The 12,820-nt window shown below is 65.1% G+C and carries 14 protein-coding genes; 7 read left to right on the top strand and 7 right to left on the bottom strand.

Annotation, left to right across the window (positions count from 1 at the left end; all coding sequences use genetic code 11):
• Positions 1-4 precede the first annotated feature (4 nt).
• The 5 genes from AC1DRE_RS08070 to AC1DRE_RS08050 all read left to right on the top strand — a co-directional run bounded on the left by AC1DRE_RS08070 (position 5) and on the right by AC1DRE_RS08050 (position 3,600).
• A complete protein-coding gene (locus tag AC1DRE_RS08070) occupies positions 5-1,030 on the top strand; it encodes a Gfo/Idh/MocA family protein (RefSeq protein ID WP_476984130.1) in 1,026 nt (341 codons plus the stop codon).
• Positions 1,027-1,497, top strand: coding sequence for a heme-degrading domain-containing protein (locus AC1DRE_RS08065; protein ID WP_476984129.1), 471 nt, complete (start codon positions 1,027-1,029; stop codon positions 1,495-1,497). Before AC1DRE_RS08070 ends, AC1DRE_RS08065 begins: the two co-directional genes overlap by 4 nt.
• A gap of 10 nt (positions 1,498-1,507) precedes the next feature.
• Positions 1,508-2,065: an N-acetyltransferase family protein gene (locus AC1DRE_RS08060; protein WP_476984128.1), complete on the top strand. Its 558-nt coding sequence runs from the start codon at positions 1,508-1,510 to the stop codon at positions 2,063-2,065.
• A gap of 67 nt (positions 2,066-2,132) precedes the next feature.
• Positions 2,133-2,858, top strand: a complete 726-nt coding sequence (locus tag AC1DRE_RS08055) for a DsbA family oxidoreductase (protein ID WP_476984127.1) — start codon at positions 2,133-2,135, stop codon at positions 2,856-2,858.
• A gap of 118 nt (positions 2,859-2,976) precedes the next feature.
• The gene (locus AC1DRE_RS08050; RefSeq protein WP_104174065.1) at positions 2,977-3,600 is read left to right on the top strand and encodes a TetR/AcrR family transcriptional regulator; all 624 of its coding nucleotides are present in this window, start codon (positions 2,977-2,979) and stop codon (positions 3,598-3,600) included.
• Between the two features lie 4 nt (positions 3,601-3,604).
• Here AC1DRE_RS08050 and AC1DRE_RS08045 read toward each other — a convergent pair whose 3' ends face one another.
• On the bottom strand, positions 3,605-4,270 hold the full coding sequence (locus tag AC1DRE_RS08045) for a LytR C-terminal domain-containing protein (RefSeq protein ID WP_476984126.1): 666 nt from the start codon (positions 4,268-4,270) through the stop codon (positions 3,605-3,607).
• Positions 4,263-4,562 carry a type II toxin-antitoxin system VapB family antitoxin gene (locus AC1DRE_RS08040; protein ID WP_028272925.1) on the bottom strand — a complete coding sequence of 100 codons (300 nt, stop codon included), beginning with the start codon at positions 4,560-4,562 and terminating at the stop codon, positions 4,263-4,265. The genes AC1DRE_RS08045 and AC1DRE_RS08040 overlap by 8 nt, the downstream gene beginning before the upstream one ends.
• 147 nt (positions 4,563-4,709) lie before the next feature.
• Here AC1DRE_RS08040 and AC1DRE_RS08035 point away from each other — a divergent pair, with 147 nt between their 5' ends.
• Both AC1DRE_RS08035 and AC1DRE_RS08030 read left to right on the top strand, forming a co-directional pair.
• Entirely contained in the window at positions 4,710-5,624 is a 915-nt protein-coding gene (locus AC1DRE_RS08035) for a hypothetical protein (RefSeq protein ID WP_476984125.1), read from the top strand.
• 241 nt (positions 5,625-5,865) lie between these two features.
• A complete protein-coding gene (locus tag AC1DRE_RS08030; RefSeq protein WP_476984124.1) occupies positions 5,866-7,341 on the top strand; it encodes a stealth family protein in 1,476 nt (491 codons plus the stop codon).
• Between the two features lie 9 nt (positions 7,342-7,350).
• On the opposite strand, the gene AC1DRE_RS08025 is transcribed toward AC1DRE_RS08030, so the two are convergent.
• From AC1DRE_RS08025 to AC1DRE_RS08005, 5 genes are all read right to left on the bottom strand, one after another.
• Entirely contained in the window at positions 7,351-8,292 is a 942-nt protein-coding gene (locus AC1DRE_RS08025) for a phosphodiesterase (protein WP_476984123.1), read from the bottom strand.
• A 195-nt stretch (positions 8,293-8,487) separates the two neighbouring features.
• Entirely contained in the window at positions 8,488-9,699 is a 1,212-nt protein-coding gene (fdhA, locus tag AC1DRE_RS08020) for a formaldehyde dehydrogenase, glutathione-independent (RefSeq protein WP_476984122.1), read from the bottom strand.
• 286 nt (positions 9,700-9,985) lie between these two features.
• Positions 9,986-11,107: an ABC transporter ATP-binding protein gene (locus tag AC1DRE_RS08015; protein ID WP_476984121.1), complete on the bottom strand. Its 1,122-nt coding sequence runs from the start codon at positions 11,105-11,107 to the stop codon at positions 9,986-9,988.
• Between the two features lie 11 nt (positions 11,108-11,118).
• Positions 11,119-11,946, bottom strand: a complete 828-nt coding sequence (locus tag AC1DRE_RS08010; RefSeq protein WP_476984120.1) for an ABC transporter permease — start codon at positions 11,944-11,946, stop codon at positions 11,119-11,121.
• Positions 11,933-12,820 (bottom strand): ABC transporter permease, encoded by an 888-nt coding sequence (locus tag AC1DRE_RS08005; protein ID WP_476984119.1) that lies wholly within the window; start codon positions 12,818-12,820, stop codon positions 11,933-11,935. Before AC1DRE_RS08005 ends, AC1DRE_RS08010 begins: the two co-directional genes overlap by 14 nt.

The following is a 12,820-nucleotide window of genomic DNA, read 5'->3' as shown; positions in this document are numbered from 1 at the left end:
GTACGTGACCAACCCCAACACTGGCACCTCTGACGGCAGCATCCGCTGGGGAATCCTCGGCACCGGCTTCATCGCAGGGCTCCAAACGCAGGACCTGAACGAGAACGGATTCACGGTCCAGGCCGTGGGCTCGCGCACCCTGGAATCGAGCAAGGCGTTCGGCGACAGGTTCGGCATTCCCACCGCGCATGACAGCTATGAAGCCCTGGTTGCGGACCCCGAGGTGGACGTCGTCTACATTGCCACGCCGCATCCGTTCCACCATGCGAATGCGCTGCTGGCCCTGAACGCCGGGAAGCACGTCCTGGTGGAGAAGGCATTCACCATCAACGCCCGCGAAGCGCAGGAGATTGTTGAGCTGGCCGAGGTCAAGGGCCTTGTGGTGCTGGAGGCCATGTGGACGCGGTTCCTCCCGCACATGGTCCGTCTTCGCGAGATCATCCAGGAAGGCACCATCGGCGAGGTCCGGAAGGTGGTCGCCAGCCACAACCAGAGCCTGCCCAAGGACCCTGCCCACCGGCTGAACGACCCCGCGTTGGGCGGCGGGGCGCTGCTGGACCTCGGCATCTACCCGATCTCTTTTGCCTTTGACGTCCTGGGCACCCCGGAGCGTATCCAGGCGAGCGCCACAATGACGGCGACAGGCGTGGACGGCCAGACGGCGGCGATCTTTGACTATGCCGGCGGTCAGCAGGCCTTGGTGGACTGTGAGATGGACGCTGCAGGAGCGAACCGGGCTGCCATCATCGGAACGGAGGGGTGGATCGACATCGAATCCGTTTGGTACAACCCTGTGCCCTTTACCGTCTATGGCGTTGATGGCAATGTTCTGGAGCGCTTTGATCAGCCGGTGAACAGCAGGGGAATGCAGTTCCAGGCCGCCGAACTGGAGCGCCTGATCCGGGCCGGAGCCACGTCCGGGACCATCCTGCCGCCAGGCGAGAGCGTGGCCATCATGGCCGCCATGGACGAGATCCGCCGACAGATCGGCCTCAGCTACGAAGCTGACACGGTAGTTGGCGCGAAATGACTGATTCCGCCCGCCTCGCTGAACTGAAACAGCACGAGGAAGAGCTCGTTTTCGCCAGCTTCGACCACCACGACGCCTGGCGGCTCGGCTCCCTCATCGCCAACCGCGCAATTGCCGAGGGCCATGCTGTTGCCATCGATATCCGCCGGCACAACATCGTGCTCTTCCGCTGCGTCCTGCCCGGAGCCACGGCCGACCAGGAGGAATGGATCCGCCGCAAGTCGGCCAGCGCTCTGCGCTTTGAGCACAGCACGGCGCTGCTTACTGAGCAGTTCACGGACTACGACCCCACCCAGGGCGGCTGGCTCGCGCCGGAGGACTACACGCTGGCCGGAGGGTCTTTTCCTGTCCGCGTCCGAGGCACAGGCGTCGTCGCCGCTGTGACGGCATCCGGGCTGTCCTCCGACGACGACCATCAACTGGTGGTCGACAGCATCAGGGCGTATTTGAAGGACGTCGCGGACTAGAGTTTTGGACATGACGCACACCATCCGGAAAGCAACCGCGGACGACGCCGGCCGGCTGGCCGGGCTTGCCGCCGTCACCTTTCCGCTCGCCTGCCCGCCGGAGTCCTCCCCCGCCGATATCGCGGCGCACCTGGCGGCGACACTCAGCGAAGCGAACTTCCGAAGCTACCTGGCGGACCCCGGCATCACGGTCCTGGTGATCGATTCCGACGGCGACCTCCGCGGCTACAGCATGCTCGTGGACCGTCCGGCCGGGGATCCGGACGTTGCCGCCGCCCTGACCGCCCTTCCGGCCACCGAGCTCAGCAAATGCTACGTCCACCCCGACCACCACGGGCTGGGCGCCGCGGCTGAGCTGATGCACGCCAGCCTCGGCGTGGCCGCAGCCGCCGGGGCCCGCGGAATGTGGCTGGGAGTCAACAGCCAGAACGCCAAGGCCATCCGCTTCTATGAGAAATCTGGCTTCCGGAAGGTCGGCACCAAGTCGTTCACCCTGGGAACCACGGTGGAGCACGACTTCGTGATGGAGCAGGCACTCCCCCACCCCGAAGCGCGAACGGACACTTAAGCCCCCCAGTGACCAAAGCGACATGCCGCCGGGGAATGGATGCAGCGGGAAGCCGGTTGTTGGCAGCATGAAGATTGAGATCTGGTCCGATGTCGCCTGTCCCTGGTGCTACATCGGCAAGCGCCGTTTCGAGGCAGCACTGGCCGAATTCCCGCACCGCGATTCCGTGGAGGTGCAGTGGCGCAGCTACCAGCTGGACCCGACCCTGCCCGAGCACTACGACGGCACCGAGCTGGAGTACCTCAGCACCCGGAAGGGCATGGCGCCGGCGCAGGTCTCGCAGATGTTCGAACATGTGGCTGAACAAGCCAAGGGCGAGGGCCTCAACTACCGGTTCGACGCCGTCGTGGTTGCCAACAGCTTCACCGCCCACCGGCTGATCCACCTGGCCGCCGCCCACGGCAAGCAGGACGCCGCCAAGGAACGCCTGCTCAGCGACCACTTTGAGCACGGCAGGGACATCGGCAACCGGGAGTACCTCACATCCCTGGGCCTGGACCTGGGGATTGACGCCGCGGAGCTGGACGAACTGTTCACCACGGACAAGTACGCCGACGACGTCCGGTTCGATTTCGAGGAGGGCCGCGCCCTAGGGATCAGCGGCGTGCCGTTCTTCGTGATCGACCGGAAGTTCGGGCTCTCCGGCGCCCAGCCGTCGGCGATGTTCAGCCAGGCACTCAACCAGGCGTGGCAGGAGAAGCAGCCCCTCGTGATGGCCGGCGCCGGCGCCCCGGGCAGCGAAGGAAGCGAAGGCACCGCGGGAGCGTGCGGTCCGGATGGCTGCGCGGTCTGACGCGCCCCTGAGTAACCCCGAGTTTTTGTCCAGATAATGTGGCCAACCCACGTCTGGCTCGCGTTATCTGGACAAAAACTCGAATAGGTTTGCTGACAGATCACTGTAAAGTGTCTGTATGCCTAGGATTTCGGCCGCCACGAACGCTGCCCAACGAGCCGAGACCCAACGCCGCATCCTGACCGGCTTCGGCGAGCTCCTCTTCACCCACGGCCTGCCCGGGCTCACCATGACCGATGTTGCCCGCCATGCAGGCATCGGACGCACCGCTGTGTACAACTACTACGCGGACATCGAAGAGCTGCTCATCGCGTACGCCCTGGACGAAACCGAACGCTTCCTCGACGGCCTCCGGGAGTCCCTGCAGTCCCTGGAGAACCCGGTGGAGCGCCTGGCCCTGTATGTCCGCGCCCAGGTGGAGGACCTGAGCCGCCGCCACCTTCCGCCGGGCCCGGCAATGGCCGCTGTGCTCTCGCCGGCGTCCTTCTCGAAGCTGGCCGACCATGTGGGCGAGCTGAGCCTGCTCCTCCAGGACATCCTGCGCGACGCGATGGCGCAGGGCTATCTCCCGGCGGCGGACATCGTGCAGCTGGCGCAGCTCATCCACGGCACCCTGTCCTCCAGCGCGGCGCGCGGTGACGGCAGCCCGGAAGCAGTGCTCCGCACTGTTCGGTTCATCCAGCTGGGCGCGGGGGCACGGTTCGACGACGGCGGCCTTCCCGTGCGGTTCAGCCAGCCATAGTCCCTTACCCGGCTTTGGGGATCACCGGCCACTTGGCGCTGTCCACGATCCGGCGGCTCTCTCGCGGGCAGCCAAGCTTGCCGGGCGTCTGGTCCACCAGCTCGGGCCCTGTCAGCTCCTTGAAATCACTGGTCAGGATCACGTCCACGCTGCCGTCGGAACGGCCGTCCTGGAAGTAATCCGATTCCGGCAGGTTGCGCTGGACACTGAAGGCGGCCGACTGGCCGGCAGCCCCGGAAACCACCGCCGCCACGCCCCGGTATCCGGACTGGGTGTTGCCCACGTCGGCCACGGCGAATTTCCTGGCCAGGAACTCATCGGCCACGGCACGGGCCAGGCCCGGCCGGTTGGTGGCGTTGTAGACATTCAGGCTGACTTTGTCGTTCGGCGTGTAGTCAAAAGTCGCTGTGGGGCACGCCGACACCGACGATCGGCTGCTCTCCGCCGTCGGGATCTTGATCTGCCCGTTCATGATGGCCAACGCAACAATGATGGCGGCGATGATCAGGCCTACCAGCAGCACCAGCACCACGCCGTGCAGGATCTGGCGGCGCAGCCGGACGGGGTTGTCCGCGGTGTCGAACGGCTCAACGAATGTGGCCCTGAGTTCCTTTCCGGAAACCACCCGGTGCCCGTGCAGGACGGTGATGTCCCTGGGTTTCTTAGCCATCTATCACCAGCACACGGGCGTGGATGGCGGTGCGCTGGTGCAGCGCGGTCCGGACAGCACGGTGGAGCCCGTCCTCGAGGTACAGGGTGCCCCGGTATTGCACAACGTGGGGAAAGAGATCGCCGAAGAACGTGGAGTCCTCGGCAAGGAGGGCCTCAAGGTCGAGGGTACGTTTGGTGGTCACCAGCTCATCGAGCCGGACAGGTCGCGGCGGAAGCGCGGCCCATTCCTTGGGGGTGTTGTAACCATGGTCGGGGTAAGGGCGTCCCTCGCCCACAGCTTTGAATATCACCCTGCAAGCCTATGGAACTTGCCCGTCCAAGGGAACGAATGACCCAGCGCTGCGCCAAGGTTGTAGCCAAACGGTGACCATTGGCTGCCGGCGACGCAGCAAGGCAACATTCAGCGCCGTGCCGCCCCGGACTGCCAGAATGGAGCTATGACTGCACCCGAGAACCCAGCCGCCGCATCGCCGTCGGCTCCTCCCCTTGCCCTCCTGCTCGACGTCGACGGCCCGGTGGCCAGCCCCGTCACCCGCGATGTCAAGCCGGAGATCATTGCGGACATGGTGGCCCTGGCCACGGCCGGGATTCCCGTCATCTTCAACACCGGCCGTTCGGACGCGTTCATCCGGGAACAAGTGATGGAGCCCATGATCGCGGCCGGCATGCCCGCCGGAACAGTCATCCACGCCATCTGCGAAAAAGGCGCCGTCTGGTTCAGCTACACGGCTGCGGGGCCCGGACCCGTGCACGTGGACCACGAGCTGGCCGTCCCCCGCTCCTACGGCGACGACGTCCGCCGGCTGGTCTCGGAGGACTACGCCACGCACATGTTCTACGACGAAACAAAGCGGGCCATGGTGTCGGTGGAACAGCACATCGACGTGCCGAGCCAGGACTACCTCGACGAACAGAAACTGTTCGACACCGACGCCATGGAGCTCATGGCCCGCCACGGGCTGGGTGTGGTCCGGCTGGACCACCATGCTCCGGATTCCGACGACCAGATCGATTACCGGGTGGATCCGACCATCATTTCCACCGACATCGAGTCCGTGCGCCTCGGCAAGGACCTGGGGGCCAGCCGTGCCGTAGAGCTGCTCGCGGCGCAGGGCATCCGGCCGCTTGCCTGGCGGACGGTGGGCGATTCACGCACGGACTACGCCATGGCTGACTGGCTGCACCACAACGATCACGAGGTGAAGCACGTGGACGTCCGGCCCGCCGACGGAGTGCCCGTCAAGCCGTATGCGGTCCTGACGGCAGCCGACCTGGGGCTCGCCGAAGACGTGATTCACGACGACGCCGGCGGCGCGTTCCTGCGCAGCTGGCGGGACGCCCTGGCCGGCTAGCCCCGGAGTCCCCGTCGGTGTCGCGCCCGGCACGGAGGCCGGCATCCGGGATTAGTCCAGTTTTTTTACGCGGGTTATCATGCAAATAGGACCCCTATAGACAACAGCTCGGAGAAACACCATTACAGACGCACTGGTTCAGGATGAGATTTACTACGGAGGTCAGCCTTCCGACGACGGCGGGAGCCACCCCGAGGTAACGTCGCCGGCCGCTGTTGCACGGCTGAAGAACCGCCCCGACGTGGTGCGCCACCGGGGGCGTTATGCGCTGATCAATTCCACCCGTACGCCGTACCAGGCCATGGTGGAGGACCTGCTGTTCATCCGCAATGTCCTCGCCAACGCAGGCCTGGACTACCTCCTGGTCCGCGGCAACAACCACCGGCCCGTCATCGCGCTGGACTGGAAGGACCGGAAGAAACTCCGGGCCGCGCTGGTGGAGGCGTGCCGCAACGAACCCGTGTACTCCATGACCGTGGACGCCAAGAAGAAGTCCTCCGTGCTTGTTGCCGACGGCGAGCTCTCCATCAACCGCCACGCCCGCATCTTCCGGCTCTACCGTCCGCGGGTGGAACCCGACGGCGGCTTCGAGTTTGGTTCGTCCGCCGGCGTGCAGATCGAGCTGTGGAGCTTCGAAGGCAACCAGCTGATCCTGCCGATCGAAAACTCCCTTACCCGCCGGACCATGCTCACCACCGACGCCGTGCGCGGCACCGTGGAACGCTACGGGCACACCTGGCCCACCATCGAGAACATGTTCGCGGATCACGCCAGCGACATCAGCTTCGACATTGACATGGTGTTCTCGTGGGTTGACGGCAGCTCCCCGGAATACATTGCGGCGCGGCGTGCCCGGATGGCCGGCGTTGTGGTGGGCGAGGGCGATGACCATGAGGCCCGCTTCCGCCAGATCGACGAACTGAAGTACGCCCTGCGCTCGGTGTACATGTTCGCTCCGTGGGTGCGGCGCATCTTCATCGCCACGGACTCCCCGGCGCCCGCCTGGCTGGCCGACCACCCCACCGTGACCATTGTGCGCAGTGCGGAGTTCTTCGCGGACCCGTCGGTGCTGCCCACGCACAATTCGCAGGCCGTGGAGTGCCAGCTGCACCACATCGAAGGACTCTCGGAGCACTTCCTGTACTCGAACGACGATATGTTCTTCGGCCGCACGGTGGGACCGGACATGTTCTTCACCCCGGGCGGCGTCACCAAGTTCATTGAGGCGGAAACCCGCATCGGCCTGGGTGACAACGATGCCGAACGCAGCGGGTTCGAGAATGCAGCCAGGGTGAACCGGAAGCTGCTGTGGGACCGGTTCGGCCGGATCACCACCCGCCACCTGGAGCACACCGCTGCCCCCTTGCGGCGCAGCGTTGCAGCCACCATGGAGCAGGAATTCCCGCAGGAATTCGCCAAGACCGCGGCGAGCCGGTTCCGTGCTGCGGACAACATCTCCGTGACGAATTCCTTCTACCACTACTACGCCCTGCTGACCGGACGGGCAGTGACCCAGACGGCTGCAAAGGTGAGGTACGTGGACACCACCGCCCGCGCCGGGCTCAATTACCTGCCCAAGCTCCTGTCCAAGCGCAACATGGACTTCTTCTGCCTCAACGACGGCAGCTTCCCCGAAGTGGAAGCGGAGGAACGCGCCAGCCTGGTCACGGAATTCCTCGAAAAGTACTACCCGATCAAGGCGCCCTGGGAAAAGTAGGGCCCAGCCTCAGCCGCCCACTCGGATCATGGGGATGTTCTGTGTGGGCGGGTGGCCTTGCGTTTTGGCCTTCCGCGGAATCCGGACACCGGCCGCCGCCAGCCGCCGCTGGGTTTCGGCCGCGGTCACGACCTCGCCCACGGCTGCTGCGCTGCCGATCGGAACAACGGAATGTACGATCGTGTGCTCGTAAACGTGCACGAGGTTGAAGGCCTGGCCTCCGTCGCGGGGCCGGGTGCCGCCCACAGGTACGTTCAGGTCCTGGGTGTAGCAGGTGGCGGAGGCCACCGATACCGGGATGCCGGCGAAGCTGGCTGTGGTGGAGTAATGCAGGTGTCCGGCCAGGATAGTGCGGACATCCGAGTTACGCAGGACTGCAGCCAGGGCCGCCTGGCCGCGTAGCTCCACAAGGACAGCCAGGTCCAGCACGGAGGGCACCGGAGGATGGTGCAGCGCCAGGATGGTGCCGTCCGGTGCGGGCGTCTCCAGCTCCGCGGCCAGCCATGCCAGCTGCGCCTCGCTGAGCTCACCGTGGTGAAATCCCGGCACCGAGGTGTCCAGCGTGATCACCCGCAGGCCGTTGATGAAGTAGCTGTGGTCCACCGGCGAATCGTTTCCGGTCTGGTCGAGGAGCCCGGTGCGGAAGTTCTCACGGTCGTCGTGGTTTCCCATGGCCCAGATGACCTGGGCGTTCATCGCCTTACAGGCGGGCTCCACGATGGCCCGCAGCTTTGCGTATGCCTCGGGTTCGCCCTGGTCCGCCAGGTCGCCGGTGAAAATCACGGCTTCCGGGCGCGCCCCTGAGGCTCTGACTTCCTCAAACAGTTGTTTCAGGCGGGCTTCGCTATCCACTGCGCCATAAAGATGATCCGGACCTCCCAACAGGTGGGGGTCGCTCAGGTGGAGTAGAAAATGACGTGGCCGGGGGTGTTCGGCCTCGATGAGCTCCATTACTGCCTTCGTGGTTGGTTGGAAGCGGCGCCTCCAGTGTCCCTCTCAGTAATGTCTATCCAATCAGACATTCGGCCAACAATGTGCAAACTCCAGTACGCATGTTGGAAAATTCGGTAATAACGAGTAGTCCGGCGGACACCTACCCGCCTCAGTATGTGTCCGCCGGCGCGTGGTTACTCAGGTACCTGGCGGCTAGCTCAGGTAGCCATTCGGATTCAGCACATATTTCGTGGCGGCACCGGCGTCGAATTCGGCGTAGCCCTTGGGCGCGTCCTCCAGGCTGATCGCCTTGGCATTGACGTTCTTGGCGATGTGAACCTTGTCGTGCAGGATGGCCATCATCAGCTGGCGGTTGTACTTCATGACCGGACACTGGCCGGTGGTGAAGGCCAGCGATTTGGCCCAGCCCGTTCCCAGGCTGATCGAGAGCGCACCCTTCTTGGCCGCCTCGTCCACCCCGCCCGGGTCTCCCGTGACATACAGGCCCGGAATGCCCAGTGCGCCGCCGGCAGCCGTGATTTCCATCAGCGAGTTGAGCACCGTGGCCGGGGCTTCCTGCGCTCCGGCACCGTGGCCGCGTGCCTCGAAGCCCACCGCGTCAACGCCGCAGTCGACCTCCGGAACGCCCAGGATCTGCTCGATCTGCTCAGCCGGTCCGCCCTTGGTCAGGTCAACGGTCTCGCAGCCGAAGCTGCGTGCCTGCGCGAGCCGCTGCTCGTTCAGGTCGCCAACGATCACTGCCGCAGCACCCAGCAGGTGGGCACTCGTTGCAGCAGCGAGGCCCACGGGGCCCGCGCCCGCAATGTAGACGGTGGACCCCACCCCGACCCCCGCCGTGACGGCGCCGTGGAAGCCAGTGGGGAAGATGTCGGAAAGCATGGCCAGGTCCAGGATCTTCTCGAGGGCCTGGTCCTTGTCCGGGAACTTGAGCAGGTTCCAGTCTGCATAGGGCACCAGGACGTAGTTGGCCTGGCCGCCCACCCAGCCGCCCATGTCGACGTAACCGTAGGCGCTTCCCGGCCGGTCCGGATTGACGTTGAGGCAGATTCCGGTCTTGCGTTCCTTGCAGTTCCGGCAGCGGCCGCAGGCGATGTTGAAGGGGACGGAACAGATGTCCCCCACTTTGATGAATTCGACGTCGGGGCCCACTTCCACCACCTCACCGGTGATTTCGTGGCCGAGCACGAGGTCCGGTGGCGCCGTGGTGCGTCCGCGCACCATGTGCTGGTCGGAGCCGCAGATGTTGGTGGCGACCGTTTTGAGGATGACGCCATGGCGCACCGAACGGCCGACGTTGGCGGGGTTGACGCCCGGGCCGTCCTTGAGTTCGAAGCTGGGATAGTCAATGTCGATCAGTTCGACCTCGCCCGGTCCCTTGTAGGCAACGGCTTTGTTCCCTGTCATCTCTTTCCTCCTGGCTTCACGGGCACCCAAACGGGTGCCCTGCTGTGATTCACGAAGTACTGATGCGCCCTCCCCTGGCTGGCATGAGCCGGCCGTACCATCCTGCGGTGCTGCGCCGTCAAAGCCACGCAGCAGGGTTGCGGGAAGCCGGAGGGTCCGGCCAGTCTAGGCCGGGGGGATGGTGCGTAACAGGGACCAAGGTCCCGCCTATGCAGGTGGCGGACGGGACCACGGCGGCGAATGACCCGGACAGGCCGCTCCGCCGCCGTGCTCCAGACGGTCCGGCCTACGACTCCAGGACCAGGAGCTGGGCTTTGTCCGCGTCCCAGCGGACCCATACTTCGTCCTCCGGCGCGAAACGGGCGGCGGAGTCTGAGCTCAGCTCACGCAGCTGAAGGTCGTGGCCGGCGGCAATTAGCCGGTGGCGCACCGTGGCGCCAAGGTTCGTGGACGTCACCAGCTTTGCGGCGCAGCCGTTGCCTGCCACGGCTGCGGAGCTGAATTTGAGGTGCTCGGGACGGATGGAGACGGCGTAATTCTCCCCCTTTGCCCCGCGGTCGCGAACACGGGCGCGGCCCAGTCCGCCAAGATCCACCACGGCTTCCTCGCCGGTGCGCTCTACGACGGTGCAGGGAATCAGGTTGGTGTCGCCGAGGAAGCTGGCCACCCAGTCCGTGAGCGGATGGTTGTACACATCCTCCGGCGCCCCGGACTGGACAATCTTCCCGTCCCTCATCACCACGATCCGGTCGGACATTGCCATCGCCTCGTCCTGGTCATGTGTCACGAACAGCACGGAGATGCCGAGGCTCTTCTGCAGTGTCTTGATTTCCTCCTGCATCTGCTCCCGGAGCCGCTTGTCCAGGGCGGCCATGGGCTCGTCCAACAGCAGGGCGGCAGGGTTGAATACCAGCGCCCGGGCCAGCGCCACCCGCTGCTGTTGCCCGCCGGAAAGCTGCCGGGGCTTACGGTCTCCCATTTTTCCCAGGCCTACCCTTTCCAGGGCATCCACGGCGCGCTGGCGCCGTTCCGTGCGGGGCACTTTGCGCATGCGGAGGGCAAATTCCACGTTTTCCAGGGCACTCATGTGCGGGAACAGCGCATAGTTCTGAAAAACCACGCCCAGGTTCCGGTCCCTTGGCGGCAGGGTGTCCACCGGCTTGCCGTCGATGAGGACGGACCCGGAGGTATGGTCCTCGAAGCCCGCCACCATCATCATGGTGGTGGTTTTGCCGGACCCGCTCGGACCCAGCAGCGTGACGAACTCCCCGGGCTGGACGGTCAGGTCCAGCTGGTCCACGGCAACGACGTCCCCGTAGCTCTTGCGGACCTGGCGGAGTTCAATGGCGCCTTGGCGAGCCGGCTTGGCCTGGGGCTTCTGGTGCGCGGAAATCACTGATGTGCTCATCGATTTTTCCTTTAGGTTTGGGCGGGTGCGGCCAGCGGCAGCATCCGGGCGGTGGAGCGGCGCCTCAGGACAAACATGACCTGGAGGAGGAGCCCGAAGGTGGCCACGCTGACCAGCAGTGCGGATGAGACCGCGATCTTGGGGGTCAGGTTGAACTGGATGTCCGTGAACATCTTCACGGGGAGGGTGGTGGCGGCCGGCGACTGCATGAACAGGGACATCACGGTCTCGTCAATCGACACCGAGAACGCGAACAGTGCCCCGGAAATCAGTCCGGGTAGGATGATCGGCAAATACACGTGCCGAAGCACGGACAGCGGGCCGGCGCCGAGGCTCTGCGCTGACCGCACCAGGGCCGGGTTCAGCCCGGCCAGGCTCGCCCGGGTGGTCAGGTACACGTAGGGCGTGGCAATCACGGCATGGGCCAGGCCGATCGGCAGGATGCTGCCCACCATCCCGATGGCTATGAAGAACTGATAGAACGCGAGTGCCAGCACCACAGTGGGCACGATCATCGGTGCCAGGATCAGCCCCACCACAGCGGGCTGGCCCGTGAACTTGCGCCCGTGCATGCCGATGGCCGCGGTGGCGCCAAGCAGGACTCCGATGACGACGGCGATACCGGCCGATTGGAGGCTGGCAGTCAGGGCGGAGGTCCAAGCCTTGTCGGCAAAGAATCCCGCTACCGCCGCGAAGGACAGCCCTTCGGGCGGAAAGGTGATGTAACGGCTGTCGTTGAGCGCCACAGGCACCACGATCGCCGTCGGGATCACCAGAAAGAGGAAGATCGGCAGGGAAAGAAGCGCCACCAGGCGGTGCTGCGGGCTAGTTGTCTTCATGTTGGCCTCCTGCTTTGAGTACGCGCTGGTAAACCGCCACCAGGATGCTGACCATGACCGTCAGGACCACAGCCAGGGCCGCGGCTCCGGAGAAGTCCGTCAGTTGGCGTGCGTAGTAGTCAATCTGGTTCGCGATCATCATGTCGCCGGGTCCGCCCATGACCACGGGCGTAATGAAGAAACCGGTGCTGATGATGAAGACCAGCAGGCCTGCGGCCGAGACGCCGGGGGCGCTGAGCGGCAACGTGATCCTGCGGAACACGGAGGACTCGGTGGCCCCGAGGGAGCGCGCCGCCAGGCCAAGCCTGTCGTCGATTGACATCAGTGACGAGAAGATCGGGAACACCGCATACGGGAGGAGGCAGTGGACCATTCCCACAATGACGGCGAACCGGTTGTGAAGGAGTTCCACCGGCGCGTCGGTCAGGCCTATGCCCTGCAGGAAGGCATTGATGATGCCGTTGTCCTGCAGCAGCACGGCCCAGGCGAAGTTCTTCACCAGGATGCCGGTCCAGAAGGGCAGCAGCACGACGGCGAAGAGGACAACGCGAGTGACGTTGCCTGCGTTGCAGAGCACCACCGCAATGACGTAGCCCAGGGCCACGGTGACCAGGGTGGATGCGAGGCTGATGGTCAGCGTGTTCACCAGTGAGCGGACCACCAGCGGATCTTCCAGCACCCGCTGGTAGGCGTTGTCAGCGAAGCTGGACGCCACAAGCTTTCCAAGCGGCGTCAGGAACAGGACGACGTCGAAAACGAGGATCGGTGCCAGCAGCAGCCACCATCCGGTTCGCCGGCGCTTCGGCGCCGTTCCCGCGGGCGACGGGTTATCCCGGCCTTTGGGCCGGGTCCTTGGCAGAGTAGCGGTGCTCAT

This window comes from Arthrobacter sp. P4_H3 (assembly GCF_056400885.1).
The sequence above is the reverse complement of the archived record's forward strand: the minus strand, read 5'-3'. Positions and strand labels throughout refer to the sequence as shown.

Coding starts and splice junctions, on each gene's coding strand:
- AC1DRE_RS08065 (WP_476984129.1), top strand. CDS start 1,027: ATGACTGATTCCGCCCGCCTCGCTGAACTGAAACAGCACGAGGAAGAG.
- AC1DRE_RS08060 (WP_476984128.1), top strand. CDS start 1,508: ATGACGCACACCATCCGGAAAGCAACCGCGGACGACGCCGGCCGGCTG.
- AC1DRE_RS08055 (WP_476984127.1), top strand. CDS start 2,133: ATGAAGATTGAGATCTGGTCCGATGTCGCCTGTCCCTGGTGCTACATC.
- AC1DRE_RS08050 (WP_104174065.1), top strand. CDS start 2,977: ATGCCTAGGATTTCGGCCGCCACGAACGCTGCCCAACGAGCCGAGACC.
- AC1DRE_RS08045 (WP_476984126.1), bottom strand. CDS start 4,270: ATGGCTAAGAAACCCAGGGACATCACCGTCCTGCACGGGCACCGGGTG.
- AC1DRE_RS08035 (WP_476984125.1), top strand. CDS start 4,710: ATGACTGCACCCGAGAACCCAGCCGCCGCATCGCCGTCGGCTCCTCCC.
- AC1DRE_RS08025 (WP_476984123.1), bottom strand. CDS start 8,292: ATGGAGCTCATCGAGGCCGAACACCCCCGGCCACGTCATTTTCTACTC.
- fdhA (WP_476984122.1), bottom strand. CDS start 9,699: ATGACAGGGAACAAAGCCGTTGCCTACAAGGGACCGGGCGAGGTCGAA.
- AC1DRE_RS08015 (WP_476984121.1), bottom strand. CDS start 11,107: ATGAGCACATCAGTGATTTCCGCGCACCAGAAGCCCCAGGCCAAGCCG.
- AC1DRE_RS08010 (WP_476984120.1), bottom strand. CDS start 11,946: ATGAAGACAACTAGCCCGCAGCACCGCCTGGTGGCGCTTCTTTCCCTG.
- AC1DRE_RS08005 (WP_476984119.1), bottom strand. CDS start 12,820: ATGAGCACCGCTACTCTGCCAAGGACCCGGCCCAAAGGCCGGGATAAC.